This window comes from Bordetella bronchiseptica (assembly GCF_900636925.1).
In the GTDB taxonomy this organism is placed as follows: domain Bacteria; phylum Pseudomonadota; class Gammaproteobacteria; order Burkholderiales; family Burkholderiaceae_B; genus Bordetella; species Bordetella pertussis.
Genome location: NZ_LR134326.1, coordinates 1,334,579 through 1,355,321, shown reverse-complemented (window position 1 = coordinate 1,355,321; position 20,743 = coordinate 1,334,579). Strand labels below are relative to the sequence as shown.

The following is a 20,743-nucleotide window of genomic DNA, read 5'->3' as shown; positions in this document are numbered from 1 at the left end:
GCTGGCCGCCATGACGCGCATCGACTTCGCCTTCGGCGCTCCGGACCGCCTGCGCGCGGCCTGCCGCACCGCACGCAAGCGCTTCCAGGCGGGCCAGCGGCTGGTGGTCTACTGCGCCGACGGCGGACGCCTGGCCGCCTTCGACCGGATGCTGTGGGCCCTGGAGGACGTCTCGTTCGTGCCCCATGTGCTGGCCAACGACGCGCTGGCGGCCGACACGCCGGTCCTGCTGACCGCGGGCGACCCCGCCGCCGCCCTGGCGCTGGCCACCACCGGCGACAGCCGCCCCTGGCTGCTGAACCTGGATGACGGCTGCCCGCCCAACTTCGATGGCTACGAGCGCCTGCTGGAAATCGTCTCCGACGACCCGGCCGACCGCCAGGCGGCGCGCCAGCGCTGGCGCGACTATCAGAATGCCGGCCATGCGCTGCACAGCCATGACCTGAGCCGCGCGGGCGAGGCCTGACGGACTCGCCCGCCTTTCCGGGAGGCTGCCATGCCCCACCACTACTCCGACTCCAGCATCCCCACCCTGACCGACCGCGTCGAACCCGGGCTGGGCAGCCCGCAGGCCCCAGCCGCCATACCGCGCCTGTCCGAGCAGGCATCGGCGCCCCCGGTCTCCCACGAGTCCGGGGCGGCCAGCGCGCCCGATACCCCGTTCCAGCCCGGCGACGCCGTGCTGCGCGCGGTGCTGCAAGCCGAGCTGGAGGAAACCCTCACGGCGGCCATCGACGAGGCCGTGGCGGGCATCCGCGCCCGGCTGGATGCCGAACTGCCCGCCATCCTGGCGCGGGTCATGCGCAACGTGCGGCCCGGCTGAACAGGGCCCGGTTTCCGATGGATTTTTCAGGGAACTGTCAGGTAGACTTATCGTCTAAGCTCACGAGGCAAGTTTTTTTGCCGCACATAGGAGTCGTCAATGAACGAAACCCGTCCGTCCCCCTTTAACCGCTCCGGCGCGTATGCCGGCGCCCCGGGCGAAGTCGTCCGGAACAAGGTGCTGCGCAATACGTACTGGCTGCTCGCGCTGTCCCTGGTGCCAACGGTTCTGGGCGCCGCGGTCGGCCTGTACACCGGCATCAACCAGGTCATGGGCGCCAGCCCCGGCCTGAGCGCCATCGTATTCCTGGTGGGCGCCTTCGGCCTGATGTTCGCCATCGAGAAGAACAAGAACAACTCGCTGGGCGTGGTCCTGCTGCTGGCCTTCACGTTCTTCATGGGCGTGATGCTGTCGCGCCTGCTGGGGTTCGTGCTCGGCATGGGCAATGGCGCCCAGCTGGTCATGACCGCATTCGGCGGCACCGCCATCGTGTTCGGGACCATGGCCACGCTGGCCACCACCATCAAGCGTGACCTCTCGGGCATGCAGAAGTGGCTGTTCACCGGCGCGGTGGTCATCCTGGTGGCGGCGCTGGCCAACATCTTCCTGCAGATGCCGGCGCTGATGCTGACCATCTCCGTGCTGGCCATCGTCATTTTCTCGGCCTTCATGCTGGTGGACCTGCAGCGCGTGATCAACGGCGGCGAAACCAACTATGTGTCGGCGACCCTGGCCATCTATCTGGACGTGTACAACGTCTTCTCCAATCTGCTGATGCTGTTGGGAATCTTTGGCGGCGACCGCGAATAAGCATTCCTGCTGCGCATCGAAAAAGGCTTGCCGACGGCAAGCCTTTTTTTTCGCCTCCGGCATACCCGAGGCGGGCCAAGTATTTGATCTATCCGAACAACCATTCGATTGCACTAAACAACAGACGCCCCTGCCCCTCGCACAATGGCGGCACCATCACCACTACGACAGGGGAATCGCCATGTACCTACGCTATGCCCTGGCCGGCGCGCTGACGCTGGCCTGTTCCGGCGTACAGGCCGAGGATTTTCCGGCCCGCGCCATCACGATGATCGTTCCCGCCGCGGCGGGCGGCAATGCCGACATCACGGCCCGCCTGGTCGGGCAGGAAATGAGCAAGCAACTGGGCCAGCCCGTGGTCATCGAGAACCGCGTCGGCGCCGGCGGGCGGATCGGCACCCAGGCCGTGGTGCGCGCCGCTCCCGACGGCTACACCATCGGCTATGCCCACGTCGGCACCCTCGTCCTGCACCGCTTCCTGTTCAAGGAGCAGATGTACGACATCGACAAGGACCTCGCGCCGATCGGGCTGGTGGCGGAAACGCCCAACGTCATCGTGGTCAGCCAGGCCTCGCCCTACCGGACCCTGCAGGACCTGATCGGCGCAAGCAAGGCGCAGCCCGACCGGATCACCATGACCTCGGCCGATCCGGGCACCACCAGCGAAGTGGGCGTGAAGCTGTTCATCGCGCAGACGGGCGCGGGGGTGCGCCAGATTCCGTACAAGGCAACCGCAGCGCAACTGGCCGACCTGCTGGGCGGGCATGTCGACTCCATGATGGAGAACCTGCCGCCGCTGATCGGCAATCTCAAGGATGGCCGCTTGCGGGCGCTGGCGGTCACCACGCGCAAGCGCGTGGCCTCCAACCCGGACGTGCCGACGGTGGCCGAACAGGGCTACCCCGACTACGAGCAAGGCGCCTGGAGCGCCCTGGTCGCCCCGGCCGGCACGCCGCCCGAGGCGCTGGCGCGGCTCAACCAGGCCCTCAATGCGGCGCTGGCCGCGCCGGCGGTATCCGCGGAACTGCGCAGCCGTTCGCAGGAACCCCTGGGCGGCCCGCCCGCCCAGGTGCAGGCGCAGGTCGACAAGGAACTGCCCAAATGGCGCAGCGTGATCCAGGCGGCCAACCCATGACCCGCACCAGCAGGGCGGATTTTTCATGTGCCGCGGCCACCAACCGCTCGGCGTACCGGCGGGTAACGGTGCCGGTGCTGCGCATCGAGGCCGGCGCCGGGCCGGCCGTGCTGCTGATGGCCGGCGTGCACGGCGACGAGTGGGAAGGCCAGGCCGCCCTGCTCGAACTATGGCACGCCCTGCCCGGCCTGCTGCGGCGCGGCACGGTGTACGTGGCGCCGGCGGCCAACGCCGAGGCCAGCCTGGCCGGCACGCGGCTGTCGCCGGCCGACGGCGGCAACCTCAATCGCGCCTTCCTGGGCGCGCCGGCGCGCGGCTATACCGAAGCCGTGGCGCATGCCCTGCAGACGCGCATCCTGCCGCAGGTGCAGTACATGATCGACGTGCACAGCGGTGGCGCTTCGCTGCGCTACCTGCCGGCGACGGTGATCACGCGCTACGGCGACGACCCGTGGGACGAGCGCGTGGCGCGGCTGGCGCGCGGTTTCGGCCTGGCGCGCTGCCTGTTCTTCCGCGGCGTCGAAACCGGCTCCATGCCGGCGGCCGCCAGCCGGCTGGGCGTGGCGCGCCTGAGCGCGGAAATCGGCGGCGGCGCCGAGACGTCCCAAGAGCTGGTAAGGCTGTGCCGCGACGGCATGCTGTCCTGCCTGGCCGGACTGGACATGGTCGACGCACACCATGCCATGCCTGGCCCGCTGGAGGCCTTCCATGACGTGGACGCGCCCCGGGCCAGCATGCGGGCCGATGCGCCCGGCGTCTTCATCCCGTCGGTCGCGCTGGGACAACAGGTCGCCGCCGGCCAGCAAGTCGGCACCCTGTGCGAACCGGCCCGGCCCGATCGGCCGCCGTTGGCGCTGGCCAGCCCGCAGGATGGCACGGTGGTGTGCCTGCGTGCGCTGGCGCGCAGCGACGACGGCGACTGCCTGCTGCAGATCGCCCCCGCCCGTCCTTTCGAAACTCTCTCCACGCTGTACTGATCCATGCTGATGAACCCCTCGCTGTCCCGCCTGCGCTGCCTGCGCTGTTCCCACGCCGTGCCGCCGGGCGACTACCCGGAAGGCTGCCCGCGCTGCCTGGCGGCCGGCTACCCGGCCTCGCTCGCATGCGAATACGAACCGGCCGATACGCAGCCGATGCCGCTGCCGGTCCTCGCGCCGATCACGCTGGGCGAAGGCCGCACGCCCTGCCTCGACGCGCCGGCGCTGGCGCATGCGCACGGGGTGGCGCAAGTCTGGCTGAAATGCGAAAGCGGCAACCCGACGGGCAGCCACAAGGACCGCATGGCTGCGCAACTGGTGTCGCGCGCGGTGCTGGCCGGCACCAAGCGGCTGGCGGCCGCGTCCAGCGGCAACGCCGGCGTGGCGCTGGCGGCCTACGGGGCCGCCGCCGGCCTGCGGGTGGACATCGCCATTGCGCCCACCTGCCCGCCGCGGCAACGCGCCGCCATGGAGCAGTTCGGCGCGCGCCTGCACAGCTTCGCCGACAGCCTGGCGCGCTGGCCCTACGTGGCGACGCTATGCCGCGACGAGGGCGCGTTCGCCGGCACCAACTATCTCAACCCGCCGGTCGGCACCCACCCTTACGGCGTGGAGGGCTACAAGCCGATCGCCGCCGAACTCGCTGCCCAGTGCGACAACCTGCCCACCGACATCATCGTGCCCACGGCCCGGGGCGATCTGCTGTGGGGCATCTGCCTGGGCTGGCAGGCGCTGTTGCGGCGCGGCGCGATCGCGCGGCTGCCGCGCCTGCATGCGGTGGAACCCTATCCCCGCCTGGCGCACGCGCTGGCCGCCGGCGATGCGCGCGGCGTGTGGGAACAGCCGACGGCGCAGTATTCCATCGCCGGCGGCACCGTGACCCTGCAATCGATGCAGGCCCTGGCGCGCAGCGGCGGACGGGCCGTGGATGTCGCGGACGAGCAGGCCGCGCGGGCCCGCGCGGCGCTGGGCGCGCTGGGCATCGCCGCCGAGCTGTCGTCGGCCGCGGCGCTTGCCGCCGTGCCGGCGCTCAAGGCTGCCGGCGCGCTGGACGCCAGGTCGCGCGTGGCGCTGATCCTGACCTCGGACGGGCGGCGCGACTAAACCTGCGCGTCGACGCCGAATTGCTCCACCAGCGGGGCCAGCGCGGCCCGCTGGCAGGTTGCCCAGTACTTGCCGGCGTTCGACAGCGGCCGGCTGCCATGGAGGATCATGTAGCACGCGAAATGCACGTCGGCGTCCAGCGGGCGGAACTCCAGCCCGGCCTGTGCCATGCCCATCGCCGTGGCCGGGTTGGCGATGCCCACGCCGTGGCCGGCCAGCGCCAGTTGGCAGACGGTGGACGAGTACGGCGTTTCGATGGCGGCGTGCGGCGCGATGCCGCGTTGCGCGAACACCGCATCTAGCCGCTTGCGCGAGCCGTCCTCGCGATTGAGCAGCACCAGGGCTGCGTCGGCCAGCTGCGACAGTTCCAGCTGCGCGAAACGCGCCAGCGCATGGCCGCGCGGAAACACCGCCACCGCGCCCAGGCGAGCCAGGCAATGGCCGCGCAGGCCTTGCAGCTCGGACTCGTCGGCCACCAGCGCCAGGTCCAGCTCGCCAGCCACCACCATGTCGCGCAAGGTATTGGAATCGCGCACCTGCAGGTACAGCGGCGTATCGGGATAACGGCCGCGAAAGCGCACCAGCGCCTGCTCGATCACCAGGCCGCTATACGCATGGATGGTACCCACGCGCAAGCGCGGCTGGCCCGCGCCCTTGATGGCGCGGATCTTGCGCCCGAGCGTCTCCAGGCCCAGGCTCTGGCGCCGGATTTCCTCGTACAGCAGATCGGCTTCGGGCGTGCGCACCATGCGCTGCCGCACGCGCTCGAACAGCCGCATCGAGATCGCCGTCTCCAGCGCCGCCAGCGTGGCGCTCACCGTGGCCGGCGAGACGTCGAGCCGGCGCGCGGCCGCGGTCACGCTTTCGGTTTCGTATACGGTGCGGAACGTCTCGACCTGCCTCAGCGTGAAAGTCATGGCGTGGTTCCGCACTGCACTACAGGCGCTGCAGCTCGAGCAGCACCTTGCGCGTGGACAGCGGCCGGCCGGCCAGGTTGGCCTCCAGGCGTTCGCGCAGGTCCCGGCGCAGCGCCGGCTCGATGGCGGGATCGTTGAAATCGGGCTCGGCCTCGTCCAGGCCATAGCCGGTCTCGCGCAGCAGGATCCATTCGAAGCGCCGCAACGCCCCGGCCGCGCGCGAGCCCGCCGACAATTGCGTCAGCGCGGTGTCGTAGGCGTCGTACAGCACCGGATGCGCGTCCTCGCGCGGCAACAGGCGCAGCAGCAGTTCGTTCATGTACCAGGCCGACATGAGCGCCGGGCCGCCCAGCGGCCGCACCCCGGCGATCTCGGCGCGCGTCATGGTCTTGACCTCGCCGGCGCCGCTCCAGGACAGGAGCAGCGGCTGGAATGCCGACAGCACCGGGCGCAACACCGAATAGGGACGCTTGGCGCCCTTGGCCACCAGCGCAATGCAGCCGTACTCGCGCGAGAACGCCTGGACGATCAGCGAGGTTTCGCGCCACGCCGTGGCGTGGAGCATATAGCCGGGAATGTCATGAACGCGCTGCGCGCGTCTACTCATAGCCCAGGTCGCGCAGCGCGCCTTCGCGGTCGGACCAGCCCTTGCGCACCTTGATGTAGATTTCCAGGTGCACGGGCATGTCCAGCAGCTTGGCGATATCCTGGCGCGCCTCCGTGGCGATGCGCTTCATGTGCATGCCGCCCGCGCCCAGCAGGATGGGCCGGTGGCTTTCGCGTTCGACCACCACGCAGGCGGCGATGCGCACTCCCCTCTCGGTTTCTTCCCATTGCTCGATGACCACGGTACAGCCATAGGGCAGTTCGTCGCCGACCAGGCGGAAGATCTTCTCGCGCACCAGCTCGGCCGCGATGAAGCGCACCGGCCGGTCGGTCAGGGTGTCTTCCTCGAACATGGGATCGCCTTGCGGCAAGCCGGCGGCGATCTCGTCGAGCAACTGGTCCAGCTGCTGGCCCTTGGTCGCGCTCACCGGCACGACCGCGTCATAGGCATGCAGCGCCATCAGCTTGCTGACGAACGGGAAGAGCTCGTCGCGGTTCTTCAGGGCGTCGATCTTGCTGACCACCAGGATGCTACGGCGCGACTTGGGCAGCAGGGGCAGCAGCTTGGCGTCGCCTTCGGACCACTTGCCGGCCTCGACCACGTGCACCACGACGTCGACGTCGGCCAGCGCCTGCGTCACGACGCGGTTCATCATGCGATTCATGGCGCCGCCGTGGCGGGTCTGGAAACCCGGCGTATCGACGAACACAAACTGCTCGTGCTCGCGCGTGAGCACGCCATGGATGCGATGGCGGGTCGTCTGGGCCTTGCGCGACACGATCGATATCTTGGTGCCGATCAGCGCGTTGGTCAGGGTGGACTTGCCCACATTGGGGCGGCCGACGATGGCGACAAAGCCGGCGCGAAATTGCGGATTGCTCATTTAACCTCTTGGGCCACTGCCACGGGCAGCGACAATTGCGCGGTCTTGCGGGCCTTGCCCGACTTGCGCGCGGCACGCGCCGCTGGCAGCACGGCCTGGGCCGCCTCCAGGGCGACCTTGGCGGCGGATTGTTCGGCGGCGCGGCGGCTGGCGCCCGGCGCCACGATCTTGATCTCCAGCGCCGGGATGGCGCATTCGACCTCGAATTGCTGGCTATGCGCGGCGCCATGCGTGGCCACCACGGTGTATTGGGGCAGCGCCAGCTTGCGGCCCTGCAGGAACTCCTGCAGCAGCGTCTTGGCATCCTTGCCCAGCGTCTTGGGGTCGACATGCGCCATGACGGGCTGGTACTGGCGCACGATGACCCGGCGCGCGGCCTCGAAGCCGGCATCCAGGAACACCGCGCCGAACAGCGCCTCGACCGTATCGGCCAGGATGGAGGGGCGGCGAAAGCCCCCGCTCTTGAGCTCGCCCTCGCCCAGGCGCAGGTATTGCGACAGGTCCAGCCGCTGGGCGATGTCGGCCAGCGAGGCCTGCTTGACCAGGTTGGCGCGCAGGCGCGACAGGTCGCCTTCGTCCAGCTTGCCGTAGCGCTCGAACAGCATCGCCGCGACGACGAAGTTCAGCACCGAGTCGCCGAGAAACTCCAGCCGCTCGTTATGGCGCGCACCGTGGCTGCGGTGCGTGAGCGCCTGCTCGAGCAGTGCCTTGTCACCGAAGCGGTGATCGAGGCGGGTTTCCAGCGTGGCAAGGGACATAGCGGTCAATGGAAGCGGCCAATGCGGCTCAAATCGCTGAAGTTCATCCAGACAAAAAATGCCTTCCCCACGATATTACCGTCTGGCACGAATCCCCAGTAGCGGCTGTCCGCACTATTGTCACGGTTGTCTCCCATGGCGAAATAATGGCCGGGGGGGACGGTACAGCGCACGCCGTTGCGGGCGTACTGGCAGTTCTGGATGTTGGGAAATTTCCAGATAGGGCCAAAATCCTGCATTTTCTGCTCATCAAGCAGGATTTTATGCTCCACTTCGCCGAGTTTTTCCTTGTACTGCGCAATATAGGACACGCGATCGGGCTCGAAATAATCCCCGTCGCGCTCATGCGGCACCAATTTTCCGTTGATGTACAGCTTCTTGTCCAGGTAGGCCACCTGGTCGCCCGGCAGGCCCACGATGCGCTTGATGTAGTCGACATCCGTATCGACCGGGTAGCGGAACACCACCACGTCGCCACGCTCCAGCGAGCCCGTTTCGATGATCTTGCGATCGATGATGGGTAGGCGGATGCCGTAGCTGAACTTGTTCACCAGGATCAGGTCGCCCGATTGCAGCGTGGGCAGCATGGACCCCGACGGAATGCGAAACGGCTCGACCACGAACGAGCGCAGCACGAACACGAACAGGATCACCGGGAAGAAGCTGACCGCATACTCGATCCACCAGGGCGCGCGGCGCGCCGCGTCGATGGCCTCGCGCCGCTCGCGGCCGGCCTGCTCGGCATCCGTGATGCCGGCGGCATCCACTTGCGCGGCCGCCGCCTGGGCCCGCCGTTCGCGTCGCTTGCGAAACAGCGCCAGATCCAATCCCCAGATAACGCCGGTAATCACCAGCAGTACAAAAAGTATCAGGGCAAAGTTCCAACTCATCGGGTAGGTCGCCTATCTGGTTTTACTTGTCTTCGACTTGCAGGATGGCGAGGAACGCCTCTTGCGGGATTTCCACGCTGCCGACCTGCTTCATGCGCTTCTTGCCGGCCTTCTGCTTTTCCAGCAACTTCTTCTTGCGCGAGATATCGCCGCCATAGCACTTGGCCAGCACGTTCTTGCGCAGCGCCTTGACGTTCTCGCGCGCGATGACCTCCGCGCCGATTGCCGCCTGGATGGCCACGTCGAACATCTGGCGCGGGATCAGGCCGCGCATGCGCGAAACCACCTCGCGCGCCCGGTAGCGCGCATTGTTGCGGTGCGCGATCATGGCCAGCGCATCGACGCGGTCGCCGTTGATCAGCAGATCCACCTTGACCACGTCGGCCGAGCGGTATTCCACGAACTCGTAGTCCATCGACGCATAGCCGCGCGACACCGATTTCAGTTTGTCGAAGAAATCGAGCACGATCTCGGCCAGCGGAATCTCGTAGGTCAGGTGCACCTGACGCCCGTGATAGCTCATGTTGAGCTGGACGCCGCGCTTGTTGTTGCACAGCGTCATCACCGGCCCCACGTATTCCTGGGGCATGAACAGCGTCACCTTGACGATGGGTTCGCGGATATCGGCGATCTTGGCGATTTCCGGCATGCGCGACGGGCTTTCGATGGTCACGACCGTGCCGTCGCGCTGTTCGACCTCATAGACCACCGATGGCGCGGTGGTGATGATGTCCATGTCGAACTCGCGCTCCAGGCGCTCCTGCACGATTTCCATGTGCAGCAGCCCCAGGAAGCCGCAGCGAAAGCCGAAGCCCAGCGCCTGCGACACTTCGGGTTCGAACATCAGCGCGGCGTCGTTGAGCTTCAGCTTTTCCAGCGAATCGCGCAGCTGGTCGTATTCGGAGCTTTCCACCGGATACAGGCCGGCGAACACCTGCGGCTTGACTTCCTTGAAGCCCGGCAGCGGCTCGGCCGCCGGCTTGCCCGCCAGGGTGATGGTGTCGCCCACCTTGGCGTGTTCCAGTTCCTTGATGCCGGCGATGACAAAGCCCACTTCGCCGGCCGACAACTCCGGCCGCGGCTGCGATTTGGGCGTGAACACGCCGATCTGCTCGCACAGATGCGTGGCGTGGGACGCCATCAGCAGGATCTTGTCCTTGGGCTTGAGCACGCCGTTGACGATGCGCACCAGCATGACCACGCCCACGTAGTTGTCGAACCACGAATCGATGATCAGCGCCTGCAGCGGCGCGGACGGATCGCCCTTGGGCGGCGGCACGCGCGCCACGATGGATTCGAGGATTTCGTCGATGCCCATGCCGGTCTTGGCGCTGGCCAGCACCGCCTCGGACGCGTCGATGCCGATCACGTCTTCGACCTCCTGGCGCGCGGCTTCCGGATCGGCCTGCGGCAGGTCCATCTTGTTGAGCACCGGCAGCACTTCCACGCCCAGCTCGATGGCCGTGTAGCAGTTGGCCACGGTCTGGGCCTCGACGCCCTGCGAGGCGTCGACCACCAGCAAGGCGCCTTCGCAGGCCGACAGCGAACGACTGACTTCGTACGAGAAATCGACGTGTCCGGGGGTATCGATCAGGTTGAGGTTGTAGACCGTGCCGTCCTGCGACTTGTACTGCAGGGACGCGGTCTGCGCCTTGATCGTGATACCCCGTTCGCGCTCGATATCCATGGAATCAAGCACTTGCGCGGACATTTCGCGCTCGGCCAGCCCCCCGCAACGGTGGATCAGGCGATCGGCGAGCGTCGATTTACCGTGATCGATGTGGGCAATGATGGAAAAGTTGCGGATATGCTGCATAGTGATTAATTAGGGACAGAGCAAACCGGCGTATCGGTCGGACCGCGCCTTACGCGGGCGAGCCAAAAACGAGGGGGCGCCATGCGCCCCCTCGTTGCGGCAACCAGCCATTTTAGCCGGTTATTGAGCGCTATTTGCTGGCGGGCTGCACCGCGACCCATTGGGTCTGGTCGCCGCGGCGTACCAGCAGGCCGGCGGCCTTTTTCTTGTCCAGGCGCGACACCAGCTTGTTGAACTGGGCCGCGTCCGTGACGTCGGTGTCGTTGACCGCCAGCACGATGTCGCCTTCCTGCAGGCCTGCCTGCGCGGCCGCGCCCTCGGCCACGCGCACCTGCGCCCCGCCCTTGATGCGCAGCTTGCGCTGCGTATCGGACGGCACGTCGACGACGCCCAGGCCCAGGTGGTTCTCGGCCGTCGGCTCGGCCTGCTTGCCCTCGTCCGCGGTCGCGGCGCTGCGATCGGACTTCAGCTCGGCCACCTTGACCGACAGGGTCACGTTGCGGCCCTTGCGCCAGACGTCCATCTTGGCGCTGGTGCCCGGCTTGGTCTCGCCCACGATGCGCGGCAGATCGGACCAGCGCTTGATGGGCTCGCCGTTGAACTTCAGGATCACGTCGCCGGGCTGCACGCCGGCCGACTCGGCCGGGCCTTCGGCCTCGACGCTGCTGACCAGCGCGCCTTCGGCGCGCGGCAGGCCGATGGCGTCGGCCACGTCCTTGCCGACCTCGCCGATCTGCACGCCGATACGGCCGCGCGTCACCTTGCCGGTGGCACGCAACTGGTCGACCACGCGCATGGCCTCATCGATGGGAATGGCCAGCGAAATGCCCATGAAGCCGCCGCTGCGCGAAATGATCTGCGAGTTGATGCCCACGGCCTCGCCCTGCAGGTTCAGCAGCGGCCCGCCCGAGTTGCCCGGGTTGACGGCCACGTCGGTCTGGATGAAGGGCAGGTATTCGCCGGTATCGCGGCCGATGGCGCTGACGATGCCCGCGGTGACGGTGGAGTCCAGGCCGAACGGCGAACCGATGGCCAGCACCCACTGCCCCTTCTTCAGCGTCTTGGGGTCGCCGATGGTCAGCGGCGTCATGTCCTTGGCGTCGATCTTGATCAGGGCCACGTCGGTGCGGTCGTCCGAACCGATCACCTTGGCCTTGAACTCGCGCCCGTCGGTCAGGGTGACGTAGATATCGGTGGCATCGCTGATCACGTGGTTGTTGGTCAGGATGTAGCCATCGGCCGAGATGAAGAAGCCCGACCCCACGCCGCGCGGAATGGTGCGCTCTTCAGGCTGGGGCTGCGGCTGCTTGCGGCGCTGGCCGGGCGCCGGGCCGGGCGGCTGGAAATCGGGGCCGAAGAACCAGCGGAACAATTCGTACGGATCGTTGCCGCCGCCCGGGCCGCCGCGCACCGGCACGGTGGCCGTGGTACGGATGTTGACAACGGCGGGCTCGACTTTCTCGACGATCCCGGTGAAATCGGGTAACGCCACCGCGGGGGGGGCGACCTGCGTCTGCGCCTGGACTTGCGTGCCCGCGGCGGTTACTGCCATGAACGCGACCAGCGCGGCCGCGCCGAAGCGCCGGAAAAAAAGGTTCGACACTGTAATTGCTTTCATAGAGAGCTCCGAAAAGACCCCAGTACCCTTTGCGGGCTTATTGTTGTTTCGCCGCATCCACCGGCACATATTCGGTGGTTTCGGCCAGTTGCTCCAGCGTGCCGGCCGGGACTTCGCCCAGCGCCGTCAGCCAGAAATCGGCGATGCGCGTACCGTAGATATTGATCGCGCCGCGCCGGGCCAGCCCCTCGGGGGGATGCGCGTGCCGGCGCGAATCGTACGGTTCGATGAATACGGAAATGGCGGCCAGGCCATCGGACAGCACCAATTGGTTGACAGTGGCCGGCCCCATGGAGCGCGCCACCTGCAGGACTGCCGAGAACCCCTTGGGCGCCGTGATGCGCCAGCCTTGCGCGGCCAGATCGACCGGCTTCATGACGGGTTCGAGCACACGCCAGTCGCGCGTGCTCCAGCGCGAAGTCAGCATGGCCGGGTCCACGTCGCCGCCCAGGCGGATCGAGGTGAACGACACCTGCTCGACCACCCGGCGCGCGGCGTCCAGCGTCTGCGCCTTCAGCAGCAGGTTGGTGGCCACGTCGGCGCACAGGCGATAACCGTAACGCAGCGCATCGCGCGGCTCGACGGTGATCAGCCGGCATTGGCGATCCGCGACGCGGTGCAACTGCGATTCGGCCCGGATGTGGTAGTTCTCGGCCAGGCCGGCCGGATCGCCCAGCAGCAGGCCGGGGAAGCGGTCGCCGCGGCGCCGCTCCAGCAACACCGTCTTGCGCTCGGGGATGAGGCACTGCACGTCTTCGTTGTGGCGCAGGTATTCGCGCGGCTGGCCGTCGAGGATCTCGAGGCGCTCGCGCTCACCGGTGCCGTCGAGCACGTGCACCAGGCGCGAGGACTGGATCGACTCGCCCTGCTGGTACATGAACACGCCGGCGTAGTCCTGCTTGCGGGCGGCCTGCTGGATGCTGGAGAGCAGCAATACGGGGTCTTCGGGCACCGCCGGCGCGGCAGCCCGGACCGGCCGTGCGTAAATGGCCATCAGGCCCATCAGCACCGCCATGGCCGCCAGGCTGGCCGTCTGTCGCTGTCGCCACGTCATGCGCCCCAATGCGGGCCGGCGCATGTAAAGCAACGGTGTCATCAACGTCCTGCTCCGGCGTCGAAGGATACCTGGCGCACGGCGCTGGGGCCCGCCACCTGGCGATGCGCTTCGAGGTAATCGCGCAGGCCGGCGTCATCGCCCGCGGACGCCGGCGTCGCATCGGCCAGCACCCGGGTTTCACCCGTCGGCGCGCCCGTGAGATAGGGTTGCGCCACCCAGGCCACGGTGGCCACGGCGGCTGCCACGGCCAGCCCGGACAGGCCCAGGCGCAAGGGCGAGCGGCGCCGCGGCGCCGCCACGATGGGCAGCTCGGCCTCCAGCGCGCGGGCCAGGCGGGCCTGGAACTGGGCGCTGGGACTGACTGCGAGATCGGCGTTGCGCAGGGCATCGCCAATCAGATGATATGTATCCCAAGTCTGGCGCCCATGCGGGTGCGACATCTCGGGGAAAAAATCCTCGGACCCTTCGCCGTCCATCCAGGCGGAAACCGACTCCTCCCAGGAGGATTCGGCGGTCAGGGACTTGGCTGCGGTTTGCATGACTGCCACTCCTTACCAGCGACGCTCGGCATCGGTGTCCAGCAAAGGGCGCAACCGACTGGCAATGGCCTCGCGCGCTCTGAATATGCGCGAACGAACCGTGCCAATCGGGCAATCCATGCTCTGGGCGATGTCTTCGTAACTCATACCTTCAATCTCACGCAGGACGATGGCGGTGCGCAATTCCTCGGGCAACTCCTCGATGGCCGCGTTCACCGTCTCGGCGATCTCGCGGGTTGCGGCCATGGATTCCGGCGTGCTTATGTCGGTTAGGTTGTCGGTTTCGTTAAAAGTTTCACCATCTTCGGTTTCAATTGCGTTGGGCGCGCTCGGACGGCGTCCGGACGAGGCCAGCCAATTGCGGGCCGTATTGATGGCGATACGATACAACCAGGTATAGAAGGCGCTGTCCCCGCGAAACTGCGGCAGGGCCCGGTACGCCTTGATAAAGGCTTCCTGCGCGACATCCTCGATTTCGGCCGGATCGCGGATCATGCGCGCCAGCAGGCGGAGGATCTTGCGCTGATACTTCAGGACCAGCAGATCGAAGGCTTTCTTGTCGCCACGTTGTACGCGCGCGACAAGTTCGGCGTCGACATCGCGTTCGCTCATGACGCCTCCCAACTCGTCGCCGCCTGCCCCTGCGCCGCTGTCGCCAGCAGGCGCAGGCGGCGCCAGTGCCCGGGCGGCAATGCCGGCCGCCAGACGGTGCAGATGATTTTGCTATTTGTAACCCGAGACCCCGCCTCGGCGTCAAGCCCAAGCTCCAGGCGCAGCCACAGCGGCCCCTGGCGGACCGCCAGCAAGCGTGCTTGCACCCAGCCACGCCCGCCCAGCACGCGCCAGCCGCCCGGCACGGGCGCCGCGCACAGGGCCGGCGCGCCGCCGCGGCTGCCACGCAGCCACAGCAGCCCGCCCAGCCCGCCCGCGGCGACAGCCAGCATGCCCGCGGACAGCGGCGCCAGCCATTGCAGTTGAACGAGCGCCACCGCCGCGCTGCCGGCAGCCGCCAGCACGGCCAGCCACCCCAGCGCCACCGCCAGGGCCGGCACCCTCACCGGCAAGCGCAGATGCCAACGGTTATCGAAAATACCGCCGTCCGGGTTCAACTCAGACCCGACGAACGGCCATCGAACCGTTGGTGCCGCCAAACCCGAACGAATTCGACAGGCCGATCTCGATCTTCATGGGCCGCGCCTCGTTGGCGCAGTAATCCAGGTCGCACTCCGGATCCTGGTTGAAGATGTTGATGGTCGGCGGCGAAATCTGGTTATGGACGGCCAGGGTCGTGAATACGGCTTCGATCCCGCCAGCGGCGCCCAGCAGGTGCCCGGTCATGGATTTGGTCGAATTCACCACCAGCTTGGAGGCATGGTCGCCGAAAGCCAGTTTCAACGCGTCGGTTTCGTTCTTGTCGCCCAGCGGCGTGGACGTGCCGTGCGCATTGACATAGGAAACCTCGTCGGCATTGATGCCGCCGTTGCGCAGCGCATTGAGAATGCCGCGGCGCGGGCCGTCCTTGTCGGGGGCGGTGATATGGTGCGCGTCGGAGCTCATGCCGTAGCCGGCCAGTTCGCCGTAGATGCGCGCGCCGCGCTTCTTGGCATGCTCGTACTCTTCGAGCACCAGCACGCCGGCGCCTTCGCCCAGCACGAAACCATCGCGGTCGCGGTCCCAGGGACGCGAGGCGGTGGTCGGATCGTCGTTGCGCGTCGACAGCGCGCGCATCGCGGCAAAGCCGCCGATGCCCAGCGGCGAGACGGTCGATTCGGCCCCGCCGGCAAGCATGACATCGGCATCGCCGTATTCGATCAGGCGCGCGGCATCGCCGATGCAATGCAGGCCGGTGGTGCACGCGGACACGACCGCGTAGCTCGGGCCCTTCATGCCATAGGCGATGGAGAGCTGGCCGGAAATGAGATTGATCAACGACGCAGGCACGAAGAACGGCGAAATGCGGCGCGGTCCCTTGGCCAACATCTCGGTCTGGGTTTCTTCGATGCGCGGCAGGCCACCGATGCCCGACCCCACGATCACGCCAATGCGCTCGGCATTGGTTTCGGTGACCTCAAGGCCGCAATCGCGCCACGCCTGCATGCCGGCGGCCAGGCCATAATGGATGAAGGTATCCATCTGGCGGGCTTCTTTGGCGGGCATGTACTGGGTGACGTCGAAATCCTTGACCTCGCCGGCGATGTGCGTCGTCAGCGGGGTAGGGTCGAAACGGGAGATGCGGCTGATGCCGGAACGTCCGTTGACGATATTGTCCCAGGCGCTGGCAATGTCGTTGCCCACGGGGCTAACGATACCCAGGCCGGTGATGACGACTCGTCGCTTCACGGAAGACTCCTCAAACAGACAAAATAAAGGCGGTTTTCGGGAAGCACTGCGCGCGCGGACCGCAAGACCACGGGAAGGCCGTTACTTCCTCCCCGCACGCGGACCGCACGGCATTCCTGAAACCGCCCCGATTCCCGGCGCCGCCCCGAAGTGTTCGATCCGGGCGCGCGGGAGGATACAGGCTTTAGCTTACTGCTTACCGTGCGAATTGATGTAGTCAATCGCTTGCTGCACGGTAGTGATCTTTTCGGCCTCTTCGTCGGGGATCTCGGTCTCGAATTCGTCTTCGAGCGCCATGACCAGTTCGACCATGTCGAGCGAATCGGCACCGAGGTCGTCAAGGAAGGAGGACTCGTTCTTGATCTCGGCTTCGTTCACGCCAAGTTGTTCAGCGACGATCTTCTTGACGCGCTGTTCGATGCTTTCCATGCAGATCTCCAATTGGGAAAAATCCCGCGAATTATAGCCAAGCGTAGAGGAATGCAAACGCCAGGCCGTGACAAAAATAACACCGCATCCGTTCCGGCCCCTACCGGGCCGCTATCCAGGTGCGCGGCGTTTCCACAGAAACGCGCGGCTGGGCTTGGATGGGCCGCGCCGCGCGCTTCTCACTATTGCATATACATGCCGCCGTTGACGTGCAGCGTGGTACCGGTAATGTAACCCGCCTGCGGCCCGGCCAGAAAGGCGACCGCATGGGCGATGTCGGCGGGCGCGCCCAGGCGGCCCAGCGGAATCTGCTGCAGCAGCGCCGCCGTCTGGTCTTCGCCCAGGATACGCGTCATATCGGTATCGATAAAGCCGGGCGCCACGCAGTTGACGGTGATGTTGCGGCTGCCGAGCTCGCGCGCCAGCGCCCGCGCCATGCCCGCCACGCCGGCCTTGGCGGCGGCGTAGTTGGCCTGGCCAGCGTTGCCGCTTGCGCCCACCACCGACGTGATATTGATGATCCGGCCCCAACGCGCCTTCATCATGCCGCGCAGCACGGCGCGCGACAGGCGGAAGACCGCCGCCAGGTTGGTATCGATGACGGCCGACCAGTCGTCGTCCTTCATGCGCATGGCCAGCGTGTCGCGCGTGATGCCGGCGTTGTTGACCAGGATGTGCGGGCCGCCGCCATCCTTGCCAAGCTGCTCGATCAGCGCCTCGCAGGCCTGGGCATCGGTCACGTCCAGCACCACGCCCCGCCCGCCCTGGGCGGCCAGCGCCTCGGTGATGGCCTGGGCGCCCGCCTCGGACGTGGCCGTACCGACCACCGTGGCGCCGCGCGCCGCCAGTTCCTGGGCTATGGCGCGGCCGATGCCGCGCGTCGCGCCGGTCACCAGCGCGATCTTGCCCTGCAGTTCCGTGGAGGTATTTTCCATGTCAGTTCCCGTTTACAGCCGCCAGCGCCGCTTCCAGCGAGGCCGGGTCGGTGATGGCGATGCCCGTCAGGTCGGCATCGATGCGTTTGGTCAGGCCGGTCAGCACCTTGCCCGGACCGCATTCGATCACGTGGGTGACGCCAAGTTCCTTCATGGCGCGCAGCGTCTCGACCCAGCGTACAGGATGCCATGCCTGGCGCACCAGCGCGTCGCGGATGGCCGCCGGTTCGGCAGGCGTGGCGACGTCGACATTGTTGAGCACCGGCACTTGCGGCGCAGACACCGCCACGCCGGCCAGCGCGCCCTGCAGCACCTCGGCGGCGGGCTTGAGCAGGCTGGAGTGAAACGGCGCCGACACCGGCAGCAACAGCGCGCGCTTGGCGCCGGCCGCCTTGGCGGCTTCGCAGGCGCGCTCGACCGCGGCCTTGTGGCCCGCGATGACGACTTGTGCCGGCGCATTGAAATTGACGGCCTCGACCACTTCGCCCTGGGCAGCCTGCTGGCAGGCGGCACGCACGGCGTCGTCGTCCAGGCCGAGCACCGCCGCCATGGCGCCGGCGCCCACCGGCACCGCGGCCTGCATGGCGTCGGCGCGCACGCGCACCAGGCGCACGGCATCTTCCAGCGCCAGCGCGCCGGCGGCCGTCAGCGCGGCGTATTCGCCCAGGCTATGGCCGGCCATCACCTCGGGCATGGGCCCGCCCGCCGCGCGCCAGGCGGCAAAGCAGGCCGCACCGGCGGTCAGCATGGCCGGCTGGGTGTTGGTGGTGAGATTGAGTTGCTCGGCCGGGCCTTGCGCCATCAGGGCGCCCAGGTCCTGGCCCAGCGCGGCGCTGGCACGCGCCACGACGTCGGCCACGGCGGCATTGCCGGCCCATGCATCGAGCATGCCGACAGATTGGGAGCCTTGACCGGGAAAGACAAACGCCAGCTTCATGATTGTCCCTAGACAGAATTCGGTATGGAGGAATGGCGGCGTGCGCGGTCGCGCACAGGCGCGCGCAGCGCGCCCTTCCGCCTACATGCGGGCCAGCACGGAGCCCCAGGTGAAGCCGCCGCCCACGCCTTGCATGAGTACCAGCTGGCCCGGCTTGACGCGCCCGTCGCGGCGCGCGACATCCAGCGCCAGCGGCACGCTGGCCGCCGAGGTGTTGGCATGCTGGTCCACGGTGATGACGACCCGTTCGGTCGGCACGCGCAGCTTGCGCGCCAGGAAATTCAGGATGCGCACGTTGGCCTGGTGCGGGATCAGCCAATCGATATCGTCGACCTCGACGCCAGCCTCGGCGCAGACATCGCGCGCCGAACGGTCGAGCACCGTGACCGCCTGCTTGAACACCGCCTGGCCGTCCATGCGCAGGAAGGGATCGCCGGTGACGTCCCCGTACGCGACGTTGCCCGCGGCGCAGAGAATCTTGGTCTGGCTGCCATCGGCATGCAGGTGCGCGGCCAGGATGCCCGGCTCGTCGGCCGCCTTGAGCACGACGGCGCCGGCGCCATCGCCGAACAGCACGCAGGTGCCGCGGTCGTTCCAGTCGAGAATGCGCGAGAAGACTTCGGCGCCGATCACCAGCGCGCAGCGCGCGCGGCCGGCGCGAATGAAGCTGTCGGCGGTGGTCATGGCGTAGACGAAGCCGCTGCAGACGGCCTGCACGTCGAAGGCCGCGCCGCCCTTGGCGCCCAGGTTGGCCTGCACCAGGCAGGCCGTGCTGGGGAAGACGTAGTCCGGCGTCGACGTGGCGACGATGATCATGTCGATCTCGTCGGCCTGCACCCCGGCGTCGTCCATGGCGCGGCGCGCCGCCTCGGTGGCCAGCTGGCTGGTGGTCACGCCACGCTCGGCCAGGTGGCGCTGCCGGATGCCGGTGCGCTCGACGATCCACTCGTCGGACGTGGAAATTTGCCGCGTCGCCAGCTCGGCGGCCAGATCGTCGTTGGTGACGACGCGTTCGGGAAGGTAGCCGCCCGAACCGGCGATCTTGGCGTATTTCATAGCTTTTTCCATCAAGCGGTGTCCCCAGCCGCGCCGGGCGCGACGGCCTCGCCCGATTGCACGCGCTGGGTTATCTGCGCAACAGTCTGCGCCGTGCGCTCGAGCAGTTTACTCGCCACGGCTTCGCGTGCGCGCTGCAGCGCGAAACCGAACGCGTACGCATCGGCTGAACCGTGGCTCTTGATGACCACGCCGCGCAGGCCAAGCAGGGCCGCGCCATTGTAGCGGCGGTTGTCTACCCGGTTGCGCAGGCGGTTTAGCACCGGCTTGGCGAAGGCGCCAGCCAGCAGGGTAATGAAATTGCGCTTGAACTCTTCGCGGATGACGCTGGACAGCATCTTGGCCAGCCCTTCGACGGACTTCAGCACGACATTGCCGACAAAGCCGTCGCAGACGACCACGTCGACCGTGCCCTTGAAGATGTCGTTGCCTTCGACGTTGCCGTAGAAGTTGAGCGGACTGGCGCGCAGCAGCTCGGCGGCCTCCTTGACCACCTCGTTGCCCTTGATGATCTCTTCGCCGATGTTGAGCAGCCCCACCGTGGGCCGGTCGCGATGATCGACCGCCTGGGACAGGGCCGCGCCCATGATGGCGAACTGCAGCAGGTGCTCGGCCGAGCAGTCGACATTGGCGCCCAGGTCGAGCACGGTCGTGGCGCGGCCGGTCTGGTTGGGGATGGACGTGGCAATGGCCGGACGGTCGATGCCATCCAGCGTCTTGAGCACGTAGCGGGAAATCGCCATCCAGGCGCCGGTATTGCCGGCCGAGATGCAGGCGTCGGCGCGGCCGTCCTTGACCGCCTGCGCCGCCAGGCGCATGGACGAGTCTTTCTTGCGGCGCAACGCGACCTCGACCGGGTCGTCCATGGAGACGACTTCGGTCGCGGGCACGATGTCCAGGCGATCGCGCGGCGCATCGCGCCGCTCGGCCAGGGCCGCCTCGATCGCGTCGGGAAGCCCGACCAGCAACAGCCGGGTATCCGGAAATTGCCGGGCGAACTCGATCGCGGCCGGAATCGTGACGGGCAGGCCGAAGTCACCGCCCATGCAGTCTATAGCGATGCGTATCACGGGTGCCAGGTCAGCGTTCTGCCCAGGAGGTCCGGTTCGCGA

General features: G+C 67.5%; 23 protein-coding genes. 6 read left to right on the top strand and 17 right to left on the bottom strand.

Annotation, left to right across the window (positions count from 1 at the left end; all coding sequences use genetic code 11):
• Nucleotides 1-10: 10 nt before the first annotated feature.
• The 6 genes from EL288_RS06390 (at nt 11) to EL288_RS06365 (ending at nt 4,849) form a co-directional block, all read left to right on the top strand.
• Nucleotides 11-466 carry a DNA polymerase III subunit chi gene (locus EL288_RS06390; RefSeq protein WP_003813769.1) on the top strand — a complete coding sequence of 152 codons (456 nt, stop codon included), beginning with the start codon at nt 11-13 and terminating at the stop codon, nt 464-466.
• A gap of 30 nt (nt 467-496) precedes the next feature.
• Nucleotides 497-823, top strand: a complete 327-nt coding sequence (locus EL288_RS06385) for a hypothetical protein (RefSeq protein ID WP_003813770.1) — start codon at nt 497-499, stop codon at nt 821-823.
• Between the two features lie 99 nt (nt 824-922).
• Nucleotides 923-1,633, top strand: coding sequence for a Bax inhibitor-1/YccA family protein (locus tag EL288_RS06380; RefSeq protein ID WP_003813772.1), 711 nt, complete (start codon nt 923-925; stop codon nt 1,631-1,633).
• A 181-nt stretch (nt 1,634-1,814) separates the two neighbouring features.
• A complete protein-coding gene (locus tag EL288_RS06375; protein ID WP_080561934.1) occupies nt 1,815-2,768 on the top strand; it encodes a Bug family tripartite tricarboxylate transporter substrate binding protein in 954 nt (317 codons plus the stop codon).
• Nucleotides 2,765-3,745, top strand: a complete 981-nt coding sequence (locus EL288_RS06370; RefSeq protein ID WP_010926945.1) for a M14 family metallopeptidase — start codon at nt 2,765-2,767, stop codon at nt 3,743-3,745. The genes EL288_RS06375 and EL288_RS06370 overlap by 4 nt, the downstream gene beginning before the upstream one ends.
• A gap of 3 nt (nt 3,746-3,748) precedes the next feature.
• Nucleotides 3,749-4,849, top strand: a complete 1,101-nt coding sequence (locus EL288_RS06365) for a PLP-dependent lyase/thiolase (protein WP_010928994.1) — start codon at nt 3,749-3,751, stop codon at nt 4,847-4,849.
• Here EL288_RS06365 and EL288_RS06360 read toward each other — a convergent pair.
• The 17 genes from EL288_RS06360 to plsX form a co-directional block, all read right to left on the bottom strand.
• Nucleotides 4,846-5,766: a LysR substrate-binding domain-containing protein gene (locus EL288_RS06360; RefSeq protein WP_010926946.1), complete on the bottom strand. Its 921-nt coding sequence runs from the start codon at nt 5,764-5,766 to the stop codon at nt 4,846-4,848. The two genes, EL288_RS06365 and EL288_RS06360, sit on opposite strands and share 4 nt — an antisense overlap.
• 19 nt (nt 5,767-5,785) lie before the next feature.
• Nucleotides 5,786-6,373 (bottom strand): DNA repair protein RecO, encoded by a 588-nt coding sequence (recO, locus tag EL288_RS06355; protein ID WP_003813782.1) that lies wholly within the window; start codon nt 6,371-6,373, stop codon nt 5,786-5,788.
• Complete coding sequence (gene era, locus EL288_RS06350) at nt 6,366-7,256, bottom strand: GTPase Era (RefSeq protein ID WP_003813784.1); 891 nt, start codon at nt 7,254-7,256, stop codon at nt 6,366-6,368. Before era ends, recO begins: the two co-directional genes overlap by 8 nt.
• Nucleotides 7,253-8,014 carry a ribonuclease III gene (rnc, locus tag EL288_RS06345; protein ID WP_023853248.1) on the bottom strand — a complete coding sequence of 254 codons (762 nt, stop codon included), beginning with the start codon at nt 8,012-8,014 and terminating at the stop codon, nt 7,253-7,255. Before rnc ends, era begins: the two co-directional genes overlap by 4 nt.
• A gap of 5 nt (nt 8,015-8,019) precedes the next feature.
• Nucleotides 8,020-8,904 carry a signal peptidase I gene (lepB, locus tag EL288_RS06340; RefSeq protein ID WP_010928996.1) on the bottom strand — a complete coding sequence of 295 codons (885 nt, stop codon included), beginning with the start codon at nt 8,902-8,904 and terminating at the stop codon, nt 8,020-8,022.
• Between the two features lie 22 nt (nt 8,905-8,926).
• The gene (gene lepA / locus EL288_RS06335) at nt 8,927-10,720 is read right to left on the bottom strand and encodes a translation elongation factor 4 (protein ID WP_003813789.1); all 1,794 of its coding nucleotides are present in this window, start codon (nt 10,718-10,720) and stop codon (nt 8,927-8,929) included.
• A 130-nt stretch (nt 10,721-10,850) separates the two neighbouring features.
• Nucleotides 10,851-12,338 (bottom strand): DegQ family serine endoprotease, encoded by a 1,488-nt coding sequence (locus EL288_RS06330; protein ID WP_003813791.1) that lies wholly within the window; start codon nt 12,336-12,338, stop codon nt 10,851-10,853.
• 37 nt (nt 12,339-12,375) lie between these two features.
• On the bottom strand, nt 12,376-13,434 hold the full coding sequence (locus EL288_RS06325) for a MucB/RseB C-terminal domain-containing protein (RefSeq protein WP_042144922.1): 1,059 nt from the start codon (nt 13,432-13,434) through the stop codon (nt 12,376-12,378).
• The gene (locus EL288_RS06320) at nt 13,434-13,934 is read right to left on the bottom strand and encodes a sigma-E factor negative regulatory protein (protein WP_003813794.1); all 501 of its coding nucleotides are present in this window, start codon (nt 13,932-13,934) and stop codon (nt 13,434-13,436) included. The genes EL288_RS06325 and EL288_RS06320 overlap by 1 nt, the downstream gene beginning before the upstream one ends.
• Before the next feature lie 12 nt (nt 13,935-13,946).
• A complete protein-coding gene (rpoE, locus tag EL288_RS06315) occupies nt 13,947-14,546 on the bottom strand; it encodes an RNA polymerase sigma factor RpoE (RefSeq protein WP_003813797.1) in 600 nt (199 codons plus the stop codon).
• The gene (locus EL288_RS06310; RefSeq protein ID WP_003813800.1) at nt 14,543-15,043 is read right to left on the bottom strand and encodes a hypothetical protein; all 501 of its coding nucleotides are present in this window, start codon (nt 15,041-15,043) and stop codon (nt 14,543-14,545) included. Before EL288_RS06310 ends, rpoE begins: the two co-directional genes overlap by 4 nt.
• Nucleotide 15,044: 1 nt before the next feature.
• Nucleotides 15,045-16,274 carry a beta-ketoacyl-ACP synthase II gene (gene fabF, locus EL288_RS06305; protein ID WP_003813802.1) on the bottom strand — a complete coding sequence of 410 codons (1,230 nt, stop codon included), beginning with the start codon at nt 16,272-16,274 and terminating at the stop codon, nt 15,045-15,047.
• A 189-nt stretch (nt 16,275-16,463) separates the two neighbouring features.
• Nucleotides 16,464-16,703 (bottom strand): acyl carrier protein, encoded by a 240-nt coding sequence (acpP, locus tag EL288_RS06300; protein ID WP_003813816.1) that lies wholly within the window; start codon nt 16,701-16,703, stop codon nt 16,464-16,466.
• A gap of 182 nt (nt 16,704-16,885) precedes the next feature.
• Nucleotides 16,886-17,638 carry a 3-oxoacyl-ACP reductase FabG gene (fabG, locus tag EL288_RS06295; protein WP_010929000.1) on the bottom strand — a complete coding sequence of 251 codons (753 nt, stop codon included), beginning with the start codon at nt 17,636-17,638 and terminating at the stop codon, nt 16,886-16,888.
• Between the two features lies 1 nt (nt 17,639).
• The gene (gene fabD / locus EL288_RS06290; protein WP_010926948.1) at nt 17,640-18,575 is read right to left on the bottom strand and encodes an ACP S-malonyltransferase; all 936 of its coding nucleotides are present in this window, start codon (nt 18,573-18,575) and stop codon (nt 17,640-17,642) included.
• Between the two features lie 81 nt (nt 18,576-18,656).
• A complete protein-coding gene (locus EL288_RS06285; RefSeq protein WP_033447294.1) occupies nt 18,657-19,643 on the bottom strand; it encodes a beta-ketoacyl-ACP synthase III in 987 nt (328 codons plus the stop codon).
• A complete protein-coding gene (gene plsX, locus EL288_RS06280; RefSeq protein ID WP_003813826.1) occupies nt 19,643-20,701 on the bottom strand; it encodes a phosphate acyltransferase PlsX in 1,059 nt (352 codons plus the stop codon). The genes EL288_RS06285 and plsX overlap by 1 nt, the downstream gene beginning before the upstream one ends.
• Between the last annotated feature and the right edge of the window lie 42 nt (nt 20,702-20,743).